We start from the raw sequence: 15,762 nt of genomic DNA, 5'->3' as shown, positions 1-15,762 counted from the left end.
TTAGTTTCGGAGGCGCTAAGTTCGACGGCATGGCCAACCCCACCGGACAGCAGTTCGAGATCACCCGCGGCAACGCGCGCGCCGTCGTCACCGAGATCGGTGCGGGCCTGCGGGCGTTCGAGATCAGCGGCGTGCCCTACCTGGAGACCTTCGCCGAGGACGCCCACCCGCCGAAGGGCGCCGGGCAGATCCTGCTGCCGTGGCCCAACCGCACCAAGGCCGCCCGGTGGACCTACCGGGGCGAGGAGCAGCGGCTGGAGGTCACCGAGGAGGCGCGCGGCAACGCCATCCACGGCCTGACCCGGCACCGCGAGTGGACGCTCGTGGAGCACGCCGAATCGTCGATCACCTTCGAGATCGAGGTCGAGAAGCAGCCCGGCTGGCCGGTGCCGCTGCAGGCGCGGATCACCTACGACCTGGCGCCGCGCGAGCTGACCGTCACCCACGAGATCCGCAACGAGGGCGAGTCGGCCATCGGCGTCGGGGTGGGCGCGCACCCGTACTTCCGCATCGGTGACGTCCCGACCGACGAGCTGACCCTGACCCTGCCCGCCACCCGCGTGCGGCCGTACCTCGGCGACCAGCAGCTGCCCTACGGCGACGAGCAGGACACCGCGGGCACCGAGTACGACTTCCGCGACGGCCGCGTCCTGGCCGAGGTCGACCTGGACACCGCGTTCGGCGGTCTCGTCGCCGGCGACGACGGCCGGTTCCACCACGTCCTGTCCCACGGCGAGCGCAGCGTCGACGTCTGGGCCGGGCCGGACTTCAAGTGGGTGCAGGTGTTCACGCCGGCGGACCTGGTCGGCCGCGGCCGTGCGGTCGCCATCGAGCCGATGACCTGCCCGGCCGACGCGCTCAACTCGGGCACCGACCTGATCGAACTGGAGCCGGGCACGTCGTGGACCGGCGGCTGGGGCATCCGGGTCCATGGCTGACCCGGTCAGACTCGGCGCGGCGGACGCGGGCGAGCTGCTCACCCTGCAGCGCGCCGCGTTCGTCACCGAGGCGCGGGCGCACCGGAGCTTCGACCTGCCGCCGCTGGTCGAGACGCTCGGCGAGCTGACCGCGGTGCTCTCGGATCCCGAAGTGGTGACGTGGGGCATCCGGGAGTCGGGGCGGTTGGTTGCGAGTGTCCGGATCCGTCTGCGGGGTGAGGTGGGCGAGGTCGGCCGGTTGGTGGTCGCGCCCGACCGCCAAGGCGCGGGACTCGGCTCGGCGCTGATGAAGGCCGCCGAGGACCGGCTGCCACCGGAGGTGCGGGTGCTGCGGCTGTTCACCGGTGAGCTCAGCGAAGGCCCGCTGCGCCTGTACGCCCGGCTGGGATACGTCGAAACCGGACGAACCCCCGAGGGGGATTATCAGCTCGTGCACTTTGAGAAGCGCATTTCCTGACGTAAAGTTCCTCTGCTCTTCGCCGCGCAACGGGGCGCGGCGGTCGGGGAGAGCGGCGGGCGGCACGGTGATCCCGTGCCGGAAGGGAACTTCCATGCGCCGAAATGTTCTTCGAAGAATGGTCGCCGGTTTCGCCGGATTCGCCCTGATCGCCACGCCCGGCATCGCCGGCGCGGCACCCGGGGACGTCGCCGTGACGGTCGATTCTCCTTACGTGAAAGCGAATGGCCGTCCGATCACCGGTACGGACGCGATTTCCCGCTGTGGGAACAACCGGAGGCAGCAAAACGAACCGTCGGTCGCGATGAATCCGGTCAAACCCAACATTCTGGTCGCCGGATCCAACGACTACTGCACGGTGGAACTGGCCGGTGGGACGTGGGCCGGTTTCTACCGGTCGACCGACGGGGGCGGCAGCTGGGTGAATTCACTGTTACCCGGATATCCGACCGACACCTCGCCGGAAGGGCTGGCGAGTCCCCTGCACCAGAAGGGCATCACGAACGCCGGTGATCCCGTGCAGGCGTGGGACAACCAGGGCCGGCTGTTCTACATGGGCAACGCGTTCAACCGCGAGGCGCCGCAGAACGCGTCCGTCTGGGTGGCGACCTACGACGCCGACGCGAGCCGCTACGTGCGCACCGTTCTGGTCGGCACCGGCACCCCGGCACTGACGGGGCGGTTCAACGACAAGACCGCGATCGAGGTGGACCGGGGCGTGGACAGCCCGTACGCCGGCAACGTCTACGTCGCCTGGAGCCTGTTCCAGGGCGCCGGGAACAACGCGATCTACTTCGCCCGCTCGACCGACCACGGCGCGACCTTCTCCCACCCGGTGAAGATCTCGGAAGGCAGCAAGGACAACCAGTTCGCCGACATCACCGTGTCGCGGACCGGGACCGTGTCGGTGGTGTGGCGGCAGTTCGCCACCTTCCGCGGGCAGCAGCGGGACGCCGTCATGTACGTGAAGTCGACCAACGGCGGCGCCACCTTCACCAAACCGGTCGAGGCGGTTCCGTTCACCTCGTTCGACGCCGCCGACTCGGCCAGCAACCCGGCCGCCGCCGCGGAAGCTCACGAGGAGGCGTTCGAGGCCGCCGACGGACCGGAGTCCGAAGAGTCCGCCGGCGACGCGCGCGACTGCGGATCCGGTCCGTTCGCCTGCGTCAGCGGGTTCACCTTCTTCCGCCACGACTCGCAGCCGCACGTCACCGCTGACCCGAAGGGCGACCCGAACACCCTGTACCTCGTCTACGACGGCACCAAGGCGGGCACCGCGCAGCCGTCGACGTCGACGTACAACACGGCGCCGGTCGCGCCCGACGGCACGCTCATGGTCGGGCAGGGTGCGATCTACCTGAGCAAGAGCACCGACGGCGGTGCGACCTGGAGTGCGCCGCGGCTGCTCAGCGACGTGCCGTCCGGGCACCAGTTCTTCCCGGACATCAACGCCGACGGCGGTTACCTGTACGCGGTCTGGTCGGATTCGCGCAACGACCCGTGCTACAGCGTGCAGAACCCGCCGGGCAACTGCGCGGCGAAGGACGCGTTCGGGTTCCACACCGCGAGCCCGGGCGGTGGTCTGGACGCCTACGGCGCGGTGTCCACCGACGGCGGCGCCACGTGGACCGTCACCAGGCTGAGCACGGCCTCGCACCAGCCGAACTTCGAGATGTTCGGCGACCGGCGGGTGCCGTTCCAGGGTGACTACAACTACGTGTCCAACGTCGGCGCGTCCGCTTACCGCGTGTGGACGGACAACCGGCAGGTCGTGCCTGGTGACGACCCGCGTTACGACGGCGGCGAGGGCTTCGACGTGCTCCAGTGCCGCGTGAACGGCGGTCCGGACACCTGCCCGAACGCCGGCGGACTGGATCAGGACATCTTCGGCGTCGCCACCGGATGACCCCGGCCCGGGGTACCCCCGCGGCCGAGCCGGAGGGGTACCCCGGGTGCGGTTCCGTTAGCGTGTCTAACCATGGTGAAGGCGATTGTTGGCGGATACGTGGTGCCGGTCGAGGGTGACCCGATCGACGGCGGCACGGTCCTGATCGAGAACGGCAGGATCACCGCGGTCGGCACGGCCGCGGAGGTCGACGTCCCGGAGGACGCGGAGCTGGTCGACGCCTCCGGCACCTGGGTGCTGCCCGGGTTCGTCGACGCCCACACCCACCTCGGCGTGCACGAGGAGGGCGAGGGGTGGGCCGGCAACGACACCAACGAGATGACCGACCCCAACGGCGCCCGCTTCCGCGCCCTCGACGGCATCGACCCGTTCGAAATCGGCTTCGACGACGCCCTGTCCGGCGGGGTCACGAGTGTGGTGATCAAGCCCGGTTCCGGCAACCCGATCGGCGGGCAGACGGTCGCGGTGAAGACGTGGGGCCGCACCGCGCTCGACATGGTCTTCGACGAGGCGGTCAGCGTGAAGAGCGCGCTGGGCGAGAACCCGAAGCGCGTGTACGGCGACAAGAACCAGACGCCGTCGACGCGGCTCGGTGTCGCGGCGATCATCCGCGAGGCGTTCACCAAGGCCCGCAACTACGCCGCCCAGCGCGACCACGCGCGCGCCGAGGGCAAGCCGTTCGACGTCGACCTGACGCTGGAGACCCTGGCGAAGGTCCTCGACGGCGAGCTGTACTGGGACCAGCACACCCACCGCGCCGACGACATCGTGACCGCCATCCGGCTGGCCGAGGAGTTCGGCTACAAGCTGGTGGTCAACCACGGCACCGAGGGGCACCTGATCGCCGACGTGCTGGCGGAGAAGGGCGTCCCGGTGATCCTCGGGCCGCTGTTCACCACGCGGTCGAAGGTCGAGCTGCGGAACCGGACGCTGCGCTCGGCCGGGATCCTGGCCCGGGCCGGGGTGCGGATCGCGATCACCACGGACCACCCGGTGGTGCCGATCAACTTCCTCGTCTACCAGGCCGCGCTCGCGGTGAAGGACGGGCTGGACCCGGAGACCGCGCTGCGGGCGCTGACGGTCAACCCGGCGGCGATGCTGTCGCTGGACGACCGGATCGGCTCGCTGAAGCCCGGCCTGGACGCCGACATCGTGCTGTGGTCCGGCGACCCGCTGGACGTGATGAACCGCGCCATGCGCGTCTTCGTGCGCGGCCGGGAGGTCTACCGCTTCGACGACGCCAGCGGCGAGGGCGTGGTCGCCCCGCGCCGCTACGCGGAGTAGACCCCGCCGGCGCCGCCCCGCCCGGGGGCGGCGCCGCGGTGGCTCACGCCCGCTTCAGGTGCCGCGCGATGATCATGCGCTGGATCTGGTTGGTGCCCTCGAAGATCTGCGGCACCTTCGCCTCCCGCATGTAGCGCTCCACCGGGAAGTCCCGCGTGTAGCCGGCGCCGCCGAGGACCTGGACGGCGTCGGTGGTCACCTTCATCGCCGCGTCGGTCGCGATCAGCTTCGCGACCGACGCCTGGCGGCCGAACGGCATCCCGCGGTCCCGGCGCCGCGCCGCGTCGAGGTAGGTCGCGCGGGCCGAGTCGACCGCGGCGGCCATGTCGGCGAGCAGGAACTCCAGCCCCTGGAAGTCGATGATCGGCTTGCCGAACTGCGTGCGCCCCTTCGCGTACGCGACGGCCTCGTCCAGCGCCGCCTGTGCCAGACCCACCGCGCAGGCGGCGATCCCGAGCCGTCCGGAGTCCAATGAGGACAGCGCGATCCGCATCCCGGCGCCGGCCGGGCCGATCAGCCGGTCGGCGTCCACCCGGGCGTCGGAGAAGATGATCTGCGCCGTGGTCGACCCGGTGAGCCCCATCTTCCGCTCCGGCGGCGCCGCCGACAGCCCCGGCGTGTTCCCGTCGATCAGCAGGCAGGAGATCTCGTCCTCGCCCGTGCGGACCATCGTCGTGTAGAAGTCCGCCTGGCCGCCGTGCGTGATCCACGCCTTCGTGCCGTTGACGACGTAGTGGTCACCGTTCAGCCGCGCCCGCGTCGACAGCGCCGCCGCGTCCGAGCCGGCGTGCGACTCCGACAGCGCGTACGCGCCCAGCAGCTGCCCCTCGAGCATGCCCGGCAGCCAGCGGTCGCGCTGCTCGTCCGTGCCGTAGTGGGCCAGCGCGAAGCAGGACATGGTCTGCACCGACAGCCCGACGCCGACCGACATCCACGCGGCCGCGATCTCCTCCAGGACCTGCAGGTACACCTCGTACGGCACGTCGCCGCCGCCCCAGCGCTCGGAGTACGGCAACCCGAGCAGGCCCGACTTGCCGAGCAGCCGGAACTGCTCCCGCGGGAAGCGCTCGGCCTCCTCGTACTCCGCGGCGAGCGGCTTCAGCTCGTCGCGGGCCAATTCCGTCGCCAGCGCGAGCAGATCCGCGTACTCGCGGTCCGGGAGCAGGCGGTCGACCGGCATTGTTGCCTCCGTGTGTACTCAAAGCAGTACTCTGTAACGGTCTCCAGTACAGCACATACGGTGGACCGATGACCAGTCGCGAGGCGCTACGGCCCCCGGGCGGCAAGACGCTGACCGCCCGGCAGCGGGCGCTGCTCGACGAGCTGGAGGAGCTGTTCCTGGTCGAGGGCTTCGTCCACTTCACGCTCGACGACCTGGCCGCGAAGACGCACTGCTCGAAGTCGACGCTGTACGCGCTGGCGCCGAGCAAGGAGCAGCTCGCCGTCCGCGTGGTGGTGCACTACTTCAAGAGCTCCGCCGACATGCTCGACGAGCGGATCGCCGGCATCGACGACGCGCGCGAGATCATCGGCGTCTACCTGACCGGGATTGCCGAGTGCCTGAACCGGGCGTCCGTCGCGTTCATGCGGGACATCGGCGACTTCGCCCCGGCCCGCGCGGCCTACGAGCTGAACAGCCGGGCTGCGGCGGCGAAGATCCGGTCGTTCATCGCCAAGGGCGTCGCGGACGGGGTGTTCCGCGAGGTGCACGCGACGCTCATCGCGGAGATGGCCACGGTGCTCGTGGAGGCCATCCAGACCGGCGTCATCGGCTCCCGGACCGGGGTGTCGGACGCGGAGGCCTTCACGGCGCTGTCTGAGTTGTTGCTCGGTGGCTTAGCATCACGCCCGTGATCGTGGTGGGTGGCGAGGCGCTGGTCGACCTGGTGCCGGGTGCCGAGAAGACGAACGACGGCCTGACGTCCTTGGTGCCGCGCCTCGGCGGCGGCCCGTACAACGTGGCCCTCGCGGCCGGGCGGCTCGGCACGCCGACGGCGTTCCTGTCCCGGATCTCGACCGACCGGTTCGGTCAGGCCCTGCGCGACCGGCTGACGGCCTCGAATGTCGACATATCGATGGTCCAGGAGGGTCCGGAGAACACGACCCTCGCCGTCGTGGCCCTCGCGCCGAACGGATCGGCGAGCTACACCTTCTACACCGAAGGCACCGCCGACCGGCTCGTCGCCGACCCGGGACCGCTGCCCGAGGACGTCACCGTGCTGTGCCTGGGCACCCTCGGGATGGTCCTGGAGCCCGGCGCCACCAGCTACGAGACCGTGCTGCGCCGCGAGGCCGCCCGGGGCGTGCTGACCGCGCTCGACCCGAACATCCGGGCCGACCTGATCGCCGACGCCGACGCCTACCGCCGCCGGTTCGCCTCGTGGCTGCCGGACGTGCGGCTGCTGAAGCTGTCCGACGACGACGGGGAGTGGCTCGCCGGCCCGGCCGGGCTGGACGCGGCGATCAAGTCGTGGCTCGACGCCGGGGTGGACGCCGTGGTGCTGACCCGCGGCGGCGACGGTCTGGCCGTCCACACCGGATCCGTGACCGTTTCGGTACCGTCCGCACCCGCCGAGCTGGTGGACACGATCGGTGCCGGCGACACCGTGCAGGGCGCCCTGCTGTCGTGGCTGCACGACCGGAATGTGGGGACGCTCACCGACCTGGGCGAGTCCGGCTGGCGCGAGGCCTTGACTTTCGCCGCCAAGGCCGCGTCCATCACCGTGTCCCGGAGTGGCGCGGAACCGCCCACCGCGGCTGAGATGGTGTGAACCTGATCCCAACGGTTTGCTCTAGGTAACACAACGGCTGCGCGAAGGCCCGTTGTTCGACTAGCGTAATGGGAGAATTAATACCCCAGCGGGGCGGTGTGCGCGGACGATTTCCGGTCACGCGCGATCACAAAGCTGCCTGTGTGACCTGCAGGAGCTGCCGGCCCGTGTGACCGTGAGAGGGACGACCTGCATGTCCGACGCGACTGCGGCGACCGGTGGCGGCACCGTATCGCTGCGCCTACCGACTGGCGAGCACGAGCTGAAGGTTGTCAATGCCGTCGAGGGTGCTCCCGGCATCGAGCTGGGGAAGCTGCTGGCGTCGACCGGGTACATCACGTATGACCCTGGTTTCGTCAACACCGGGTCGTGTTCCTCGGCCATCACCTACATCGACGGCGACGCCGGGATCCTCCGTTATCGCGGCTACCCCATCGAGCAGCTGGCCGAGCGTTCCAGCTTCCTCGAGGTGTCCTACCTGCTGATCTACGGCAACCTGCCGACCCAGGCGCAGCTGGACGACTTCACGCAGAAGATCAACCGGCACACCCTGCTGCACGAGGACCTCAAGCGCTTCTTCGACGGCTTCCCGCGTGACGCGCACCCGATGCCGGTGCTGTCCTCGGCGGTGGCCGCGCTGTCCACCTTCTACCAGGACTCGCTGAACCCGTTCGACGAGCCGAACGTCGAGCTGTCCACCGTCCGGCTGCTGGCCAAGGTGCCGACGCTGGCCGCGTACGCGTACAAGAAGTCCATCGGCCAGCCGTTCCTGTACCCGGACAACTCGCTGGGCCTGGTGGAGAACTTCCTGCGGATGACGTTCGGCCTGCCCGCCGAGCCGTACGAGGTCGACCCCGAGGTCGCCAAGGCCCTGGACCTGCTGTTCATCCTGCACGCCGACCACGAGCAGAACTGCTCCACGTCGACGGTGCGCCTGGTGGGTTCGTCCGAGGCGAACCTGTTCGCGAGCATCTCGGCCGGCATCATGGCGCTGTTCGGCCCGCTGCACGGTGGCGCCAACAGCGCCGTGCTGGACATGCTGAACGGCATCAAGGCCGACGGCGGTGACGTGGCCAACTTCGTCAACCGCGTGAAGAACAAGGAAAAGGGCGTGCGCCTGATGGGCTTCGGCCACCGGGTGTACAAGAACTACGACCCGCGCGCCAAGATCATCAAGCGCACCGCGGACCAGATCCTGGGCAAGCTCGCGCCCAACGACGAGCTCCTGGACATCGCGAAGCGCCTCGAAGAGACCGCGCTCTCGGATGACTACTTCATCGAGCGCAAGCTCTACCCGAACGTCGACTTCTACACCGGGTTGATTTACCGTGCGCTCGGGTTCCCGACGCAGTTCTTCACGGTGCTGTTCGCGCTCGGCCGGCTGCCCGGCTGGATCGCGCACTGGCGCGAGATGATCAACGACCCGCAGACGAAGATCGGCCGCCCGCGGCAGATCTACATCGGCGAGAAGGAGCGCGAGTACACCGCGATCTCCGAGCGCTGAGTCAATTTTCGGCGTTTTCCGACGGCGCGTCCCGGCACGGGGCGCGCCGTTTTCGCGCAGCCGGGGCTGACCACCCAGCTCCCACCTCGCCAAGGTGACGTGCCTGCATTCCCCGTCATCCCGGAGCCTGCCCGTCCGGCGAGGACATCTTTTGATCTTTAAAGCCGCGCCGCCTTCGGCAGGCGAAGAGTCCGCCCTGCGGGCGGGTCGCCCTGCGGGCGAAAGCGCCTTACGGCGCCGAAAGGTCACCTTACGACCACCCCCGCCCCCGCTCCTTGATTGTGTTTCGGTCGCCGAGCAGGCGTGTCAAGGCGGGAAAGAGTACCTTGACACGCCTGATCGGCGACCAAAGATCGGCTGTGGATCGGGGGCGGGGGAGGTCTGGTTGGGGTAGTCGGTGGCGTTGCGTTGCCGGCCGCCGGTTGGTGAGGTGGAGTGCGGCCCGGGTTGGGGCCGGGCCGCTGCCGTCGCCGGCCGCCGGTGCCCTGTCTAGAACCGCAGCGCTGCCCGCAGCCGTACCCGGCTTCCGGTCTGCAGCACCGCGTTCCGGTACACCCGCCCGCTCACCCAGGTCAGCAGCGCCCCGAACACCACCGTCAGCACGAGCGCCACCGCCACCTCCCATGGCGCGGCCACCCCGGCGGCGATCCGGCCCGGCATGAGGATCGGCGAGAACACCGGGATCAGCGACAGCACCTGGGCGCCAGTCGAATCCGGGTCCTGGATCAGCACGTTGAACCCCGCCACGAAGCCGACCATCAGCGTCATGCTCACCGGCGTCACCACCGATGCCGTGTCCTCCTGCCGTGACACCAGCGAGCCGGCCGCCGCGTAGACCGTCGCGTACAGGAAGAATCCCAGCAGGTACCACAGCAGGCCCCAGGCGACCGTGCCGATCGCGACCCCGCCCAGCGTCAGCACCCCGCTGCCGACGGCCATCGCCAGTCCGGCCACCGCCAGGACCAGCAGCTGCACCAGGCCGACCAGCCCGAGTCCGATCACCTTCCCCAGCATCAGCTGCCACGGCCGCAACGTGGACAGCAGGATTTCCACGACCCGGCTCGCCTTTTCCTCGACCACGCCCTGCGCGACCATGCCGCCGTAGGCCTGGATCGCGAAGAACATCAGGAACACGATCACCAGCCCGACCGCGAGCCGCTGGCCGGCGTCGGCGTCGCGGGGTTCCAGCTCGGTCAGCCGGACCTGCGCCTGCCCCACCTCGCGCATCACCTGCGCCGGGTCGAGGTCGGCCTCCAGCAGCTTCGCGTTCAGCACCTGCTGCTGCGCGATCCCGTTCAGCACCGCCCGCAGCTGCTGGTCCAGCTCCGATTTCACGACCACCCGCAGGTCGGCGGCGCTGCCCGAGACCAGCGCGTCCAGATCGCCGTCACGCACCTGCCGCTCACCCTGCTCCGGGCTCGCCACCGGCACCGTCTCCACCTGCGAGCCGACCGCCTCGGCCGCCTCGCGCAGCTGTTCGGCAATCCCCGTGGTCTGCCCGGTCAGCCCGACCTTCGACGTCTCCGCATCCTTGATCAGCGTCGCCTGCAGCAACAGGTACCCGGCCAGCACCAGCAGGATCACCACGGTCCCGACGACGAACGACCGGGTGCGCAGGCGGGTGTTGAGCTCCCGCCGCGCGACCAGGACGACACCCTTGATGGGCGAGACCGTCATTCCCCGCTCCCCGTGACCACGTTCCGGAACAGCTCGGCCAGGCTCGGCCGCCGCCACCGGAATTCTCGCACCGCGCCGGTCGCCAGCGCGGCCGACAACACGTGCTGGTCGTCCACCCCTGGATCCAGCTCCAGCACGGTCCGGTCCGGTTCCTCGGCCACCACCCGCACTCCGGGCAGCTCCTTGGCCCACCCGGGCGCGGCCTCCGGCGCGGACACCACCAACCGCGACCCGGCCGCGTCGGTCAGCTCGGCCACCGTCCCGCACGCGACCATCCGTCCCTTTTGGATGATCCCGACGCGGTCGCACAGCCGTTCCACCAGATCCAGCTGGTGGCTGGAGAACACCACGGGCACCCCGGTGGCCGCCTTTTCGCGCAGCACCTCGCTCATCACGTCGACCGCGATCGGGTCCAGCCCGGAGAACGGCTCGTCCAGCACCAGCAGCGCCGGATCGTGCACGAGCGCGGCGGCGAGCTGCACGCGTTGCTGGTTGCCCAGGCTGAGCTTCTGCACCTCGTCGCGGCGCCGCTCCCGCAACCCGAGCCGCTCGATCCAGCCCTCGGCCGCCTGGTGCGCCCGCGTGTTGTCGAGCCCGTGCAGCTCGGCGAGGTACACCAGCTGGTCGAGCACGCGCATCTTCGGGTACAGGCCGCGTTCCTCGGGCATGTACCCGATCCGCGTCCGGGTGGCGAGCGTGACCGGCTCCCCGCCGAACCGCACCTCACCGCGGTCCGCCGCGAGCACGCCCAGCACGATGCGCATCGTCGTGGTCTTGCCGGCGCCGTTGCTGCCGACGAACCCGAACAGCTCACCCGGCCCGACCTCGAAGGAGATCTCGTCGAGGGCCACCACGGGTCCGTAGCGTTTGGACACCCGGTCGATGGTCAGGGCCGGTGCGGGCAAGGACGTCCTCACGGTCACAGCGGCCGCAGGGCCGCGTTCAGGTGGTGGGCCAGTTCGCCGAGCAGTGCCTCGGCCGCGACGTCCGCGGTCGCCGGCCGCAGCGACAGCACGAACGACTGCACCACGAGCAGGACCGACCGCGCCTGCGCCGCCGTGGACGCGCGCCGGATCGAGCCGTCCCGGTGCCCGGCCTCCAGCAGCGCGACGATGAACTTCTCGCCGAGCCGCTGGGTGCCGCCAAGCCGTTCCAGCACGTAGGGCACGACCAGCGCGGTGTCCACGTCGAGGACTGTGCGCATCAGCGGGTCGGCGTTGAGCAGCCGCACCGCCGCCACCGAGCTGCGCACCAGGCGCGCGCGGGCGGTCGGGGCGTCGGCCCCGCTCACCGTCGCCTGGTGCAGCAGCGCGCCGAACTCACGGGTCATCAGCGCGGACAGCACGCTGCGCACGTCGGGGAACCGCCGGTAGAGCGTCATCCGACTGACCTTCGCCGTCCGCGCGATCTCGGCCAGCGTGGTGCGCCGCAGCCCGGAGGCGAGCACGCACCGGCGTGCCGCGTCGAGCAGGACGTCGGCGGACACGCGTGCGGCCGTGGGACGTCCGCGGGCGTTCGCGAGCGCGCTGGGAGGCCGGGCCTCGCCGATCACAGCGCGACTTTCATCGTCCATGGGTCGCACTGCAGCCCGTTGCCGCCATTGTTGACCACCATGCCTCATGGTTCGTCTGCCCCCACCGGTACCGAGAGTATCGGGAAATCCGGTGTGAGGCGCGGTGCCTTTTGTAGGCGGGCGATATTAGACGATCGCGCACGAGGCCACGGCCGTGACCCGAACGGGTTCACCAGTTACCAGTAAGCGCTCTGACCTCGATGTCCCCGTTCGCGCGGTCAAGGGGTGATCAGGTAGACGACGCCGCCCGGACCGCTCGCGACCGAACCGTCGGCGGTGTGCCGCTTGGTGCGCTGCCAGATGTTCTCGAACTGGGCCCGCGGGTAGATCGTGCGCACGTTGTCGTTGCTGTTCGCGGCCGGGTCGTTGGCGATGACGTCGCCCTGCTCGGTGAACCCGACGACGACCATGATGTGCCCGGCGGTGCCGTAGCCCGCGCCGTCGAGTTCGTCCGCCCGGAACGACTGCGACGTGATGACGGGGATGCCGCGGGCGATGTAGTCCTCCAGTTCGGTGAGCGAGTGCAGCCGCGTGACGTGCCCGCGCAGGCCGAAGGTGGCCGCGTAGGCGGTGTTGAACGGCCAGTTCCCGGTGCCCTGGTAGGCGTAGTCGTAGGTCTGGCGGGCCGCGTGGTCGACCGTCCGGTCCGGGTAGCCGGCCGGGATCCAGGTCATTTCCTCCTCGCGCGGGCGGCGGCCCCAGTACTCGACCACCATCTCCGTCGACGTCGGGCTGCACCAGCTCTCCCCGCCGCCGCCGTACTCCGGGAAGTGTCCCTTGTGGAGGTTCTGCGCGTACGCCGGGACCGGCAACTCGATGCCGGATGCCTTGCCGGGCCGGGAAACCGGCACCTCGAACCGATCCGGCACGTTCGACGTCATCGCGCCCACCGCGCTGACCGTGGCCGTCGCGCGCGTGCCCGGGACGCGGTAGAGCGAGACCCGCAGCCGGTACGAGCGCAGCAGCACGCCGGGTTTCATCACGAGCGTGTCGACCGAGACCTGCGCGTGCGCGTCGTCCTGGCCGTCGACGCTCGTCCGCCGGATGTCCCCGTTTCCGCTCGCCCAGCGGCCCATCACGTACCACGCGGTCTCCTCGCCGCTCGCGGTCCGGGCCTGGGCCTCGATCTGGATCCAGGTGCCCGCCGGGGTCCGGGCGTTCCACGACGCGATCAGCTCGGTCGCGTCGAAGCCGGGCGCGTGGAACGGCGAGGTCCACTGTGCCCGCTCGTAGTCCCGGCCCGCGTAGGACTCGACACCGGCGGGCGCGAACGGGCCCGCCGGCGCCCATTCGTGGTAGTCGATCGCCTCGTCGCCGGCGCGGCCGGGGGAGGCGGACGCGGGTTGCACGGTCACCGTCACCATCATGGCGGCGGCCAGCACGGCGAGCAGAGCGCGGGTCATCGGCAAATTCTCACCCGCGGCGGCGGTGGTGTAAACCAGTTACCGGCTAAAGGACGGACTGGCTCTGCGTCACCTTCGCGACGAGCTTGCCGGCGTCGTCGTGCAGTTCGGTCTCCACCACGACCACCTTGCGGCCGGCGTGCAGCGGCCGGGCCGTCGCGGTCACGTGCCCCTCGCGCACCCCGCGCAGGAAGTTCGTCTTCGACTCGATGGTCGAGGTGCCCTGCGCGCCCTCGGGCAGGTTGAGGAACGCGCACACCGCGCCGGTCGAGTCGGCCAGCGCCATGAGCGCGCCGCCGTGCAGCACGCCGCCGATCGTGCACAGGGTCGCGTCCCACGCCAGCCGGGCCCGGACGACCTCCTTCGAGTGCTCCAGCACCTCGATGCCGAGCCGCTCCGAGAACGGCATCGACTGGTGGAACAACGCCGTCCCGGCCTCGTCGAGCTGAGTCATGATCCGTTCCTACCGCACGGGGTGGACCGGCAACAACTCCTTGTTGTTGCCTGGCCCGAGCCGGCTGTCTTCTGTGGACGGTGGCGCCTGAAGGCCACCCGCGTCGAAACCGACACGGATGGCCTCCGGGCGAACATCAGAAGTGCGTCACGTCGAGCTTGCCCTGCGAGTGGAAGGCGCGCAGCCGCTTCTTGTCGAACTTGCCGACGCTGGTCTTGGGCACCTCGTCGATGAACGTCCAGTGCTCCGGCAGCTGCCACTTCGCGACCTTGTCGGACAGGAACTCGCGCAGTTCCTCGGCGGTCACGCTCTGGCCCTCCCGGACCACGACCGCCACCAGCGGCCGCTCGTCCCACTTCTCGTCCGGCACGCCGATCACCGCGGCCTCGGCGACCGCCGGGTGGCTCATCACGGTGTTCTCCAGGTCGACCGAGGAGATCCACTCGCCACCGGACTTGATGACGTCCTTCGCGCGGTCGGTCAGCGTCAGGTAGCCGTCCGGGCTGATCTTGCCCACGTCACCGGTGCGCAGCCAGCCGTCGTGGAACTTCTCCGGGTCCGCGCCGCCGTGGTAGCCGCCCGCGATCCACGGGCCCGCGACCTCCAGCTCGCCGACGGACTCATTGTCCCACGGCAGCTCGTTGCCGTCGTCGTCGATGAGCCGGGCGCGCACCGACGCCGGGAACCGGCCCTGCGTGTAGCGGTACTGCCAGGCCTCCTCGCCGGTCGCGCCGGCCGGCGGGCGCGCCACGCTGCCCAGCGGGGACGTCTCGGTCATGCCCCACGCGTGCAGGATCGGCACGCCGTAGCGCTCCTCGAAGGTGTGCATCAGCGCGGGCGGGCAGGCCGACCCGCCGACCACCACCTCGCGCAGGTGCGAGATGTCCTGCGGCTCGGCTTCGAGCTGCTGCAGCAGGCCCTGCCAGATCGTCGGAACCGCGCCGGCGAACGTCGGCTTCTCCGAGGCCAGGATCTGCGCGAGCGGCTTCGGCTGCAGGAAGCGGTCCGGCATGATCAGCGACGCGCCGACCATCATCGCCGCGTACGGCATGCCCCACGACATGGCGTGGAACATCGGCACGATGACCAGGGCCTTGTCGGCGGGCGAGAGCTGCATGCTGTCGGTCATGCAGACCTGCATCGAGTGCAGCCAGATCGAGCGGTGCGAGTAGACGACACCCTTCGGGTCACCGGTCGTGCCCGACGTGTAACACATCGCGGCCGCCGAGCGCTCGTCGACCTCCGGCCAGTCGAAGGTGTCCGGCTGGGCGGCCAGCAGCGCGTCGTAGGAGTGCACCTCGACCCCGGACGGCGCCTGCAGCGTCGCCGGATCGCCGTTGGCCACGATGACGTGCCGGACCGTCTTCATCTCCGGCAGCTGCTTGGCCAGCAGCGGCACCAGCGAGCCGTCGACCAGCACGACCTGGTCCTCGGCGTGGTTGGCGACGAACGTCAGCTGCTCGGGGAACAGCCGGATGTTGAGGGTGTGCAGCACCGCGCCCATCGCGGGGATCGCGAAGTAGGCGGCCAGGTGCTCGGCGTTGTTCCACATGAACGTGCCGACGCGCTGGTCCCCGGTGATGCCCAGACTACGGAGCGCATTCGCCAGTCGCGCAGCGTTACGGCCCAGATCCGCGTACGTCTCGCGGCGGGGACCCTGGTCGGTCCAGGTCGTCACCTGACTGGTGGCATGCACCCGGCTTCCGTGTTTCAGCAGGTTGGCAAGGGAAAGCTGTCCGTCCTGCATCGTGCTCAGCATGGGCACTCCCGCGCGGTGAAGTTCGGCGATGAACGT

14 protein-coding genes are annotated in these 15,762 nt (G+C 70.1%); 7 read left to right on the top strand and 7 right to left on the bottom strand.

All coding sequences use genetic code 11. The annotated features are described in order from the left end of the window. Positions 1 to 29: 29 nt before the first annotated feature. The 4 genes from IE290_RS18990 (at position 30) to IE290_RS18975 (ending at position 4,585) form a co-directional block, all read left to right on the top strand. Positions 30 to 938, top strand: coding sequence for an aldose 1-epimerase family protein (locus IE290_RS18990; RefSeq protein ID WP_191245970.1), 909 nt, complete (start codon positions 30 to 32; stop codon positions 936 to 938). Next, positions 931 to 1,395, top strand: a complete 465-nt coding sequence (locus tag IE290_RS18985; RefSeq protein WP_191245969.1) for a GNAT family N-acetyltransferase — start codon at positions 931 to 933, stop codon at positions 1,393 to 1,395. The genes IE290_RS18990 and IE290_RS18985 overlap by 8 nt, the downstream gene beginning before the upstream one ends. 304 nt (positions 1,396 to 1,699) lie before the next feature. Then, on the top strand, positions 1,700 to 3,301 hold the full coding sequence (locus tag IE290_RS18980) for a sialidase family protein (RefSeq protein WP_191245968.1): 1,602 nt from the start codon (positions 1,700 to 1,702) through the stop codon (positions 3,299 to 3,301). Between the two features lie 72 nt (positions 3,302 to 3,373). After that, positions 3,374 to 4,585, top strand: a complete 1,212-nt coding sequence (locus IE290_RS18975) for an amidohydrolase (RefSeq protein WP_191245967.1) — start codon at positions 3,374 to 3,376, stop codon at positions 4,583 to 4,585. A gap of 43 nt (positions 4,586 to 4,628) precedes the next feature. Here the strand turns inward: IE290_RS18975 and IE290_RS18970 are convergent, their stop codons facing one another. Beyond that, positions 4,629 to 5,765: an acyl-CoA dehydrogenase family protein gene (locus IE290_RS18970; protein ID WP_191245966.1), complete on the bottom strand. Its 1,137-nt coding sequence runs from the start codon at positions 5,763 to 5,765 to the stop codon at positions 4,629 to 4,631. A gap of 68 nt (positions 5,766 to 5,833) precedes the next feature. Here IE290_RS18970 and IE290_RS18965 point away from each other — a divergent pair, with 68 nt between their 5' ends. From IE290_RS18965 to IE290_RS18955, 3 genes are all read left to right on the top strand, one after another. Further along, the gene (locus IE290_RS18965; protein ID WP_191245965.1) at positions 5,834 to 6,439 is read left to right on the top strand and encodes a TetR/AcrR family transcriptional regulator; all 606 of its coding nucleotides are present in this window, start codon (positions 5,834 to 5,836) and stop codon (positions 6,437 to 6,439) included. Further along, complete coding sequence (locus IE290_RS18960) at positions 6,436 to 7,356, top strand: carbohydrate kinase family protein (protein WP_191245964.1); 921 nt, start codon at positions 6,436 to 6,438, stop codon at positions 7,354 to 7,356. The genes IE290_RS18965 and IE290_RS18960 overlap by 4 nt, the downstream gene beginning before the upstream one ends. 193 nt (positions 7,357 to 7,549) lie before the next feature. Beyond that, positions 7,550 to 8,860, top strand: coding sequence for a citrate synthase (locus IE290_RS18955; protein ID WP_191245963.1), 1,311 nt, complete (start codon positions 7,550 to 7,552; stop codon positions 8,858 to 8,860). Positions 8,861 to 9,349: 489 nt separating this feature from the next. On the opposite strand, the gene IE290_RS18950 is transcribed toward IE290_RS18955, so the two are convergent. From IE290_RS18950 to IE290_RS18925, 6 genes are all read right to left on the bottom strand, one after another. Further along, positions 9,350 to 10,537 (bottom strand): ABC transporter permease, encoded by a 1,188-nt coding sequence (locus IE290_RS18950; protein WP_191245962.1) that lies wholly within the window; start codon positions 10,535 to 10,537, stop codon positions 9,350 to 9,352. Further along, positions 10,534 to 11,442: an ABC transporter ATP-binding protein gene (locus IE290_RS18945; protein ID WP_191245961.1), complete on the bottom strand. Its 909-nt coding sequence runs from the start codon at positions 11,440 to 11,442 to the stop codon at positions 10,534 to 10,536. The genes IE290_RS18950 and IE290_RS18945 overlap by 4 nt, the downstream gene beginning before the upstream one ends. Positions 11,443 to 11,456: 14 nt before the next feature. Continuing rightward, entirely contained in the window at positions 11,457 to 12,110 is a 654-nt protein-coding gene (locus IE290_RS18940) for a TetR/AcrR family transcriptional regulator (RefSeq protein ID WP_229874594.1), read from the bottom strand. A 218-nt stretch (positions 12,111 to 12,328) separates the two neighbouring features. Beyond that, positions 12,329 to 13,513, bottom strand: coding sequence for a C39 family peptidase (locus IE290_RS18935; RefSeq protein WP_191245960.1), 1,185 nt, complete (start codon positions 13,511 to 13,513; stop codon positions 12,329 to 12,331). A gap of 46 nt (positions 13,514 to 13,559) precedes the next feature. Next, on the bottom strand, positions 13,560 to 13,967 hold the full coding sequence (locus IE290_RS18930) for a PaaI family thioesterase (protein ID WP_191245959.1): 408 nt from the start codon (positions 13,965 to 13,967) through the stop codon (positions 13,560 to 13,562). A gap of 136 nt (positions 13,968 to 14,103) precedes the next feature. After that, the gene (locus IE290_RS18925) at positions 14,104 to 15,726 is read right to left on the bottom strand and encodes a long-chain fatty acid--CoA ligase (protein WP_191245958.1); all 1,623 of its coding nucleotides are present in this window, start codon (positions 15,724 to 15,726) and stop codon (positions 14,104 to 14,106) included. Positions 15,727 to 15,762 lie beyond the last annotated feature (36 nt).

The sequence above is a fragment of the Amycolatopsis deserti genome, assembly GCF_014653945.1.
GTDB lineage: Bacteria > Actinomycetota > Actinomycetes > Mycobacteriales > Pseudonocardiaceae > Amycolatopsis_E > Amycolatopsis_E deserti.
Note: the sequence above shows the minus strand (reverse complement) of the source record. Positions and strands in the feature narration are given on the sequence as shown.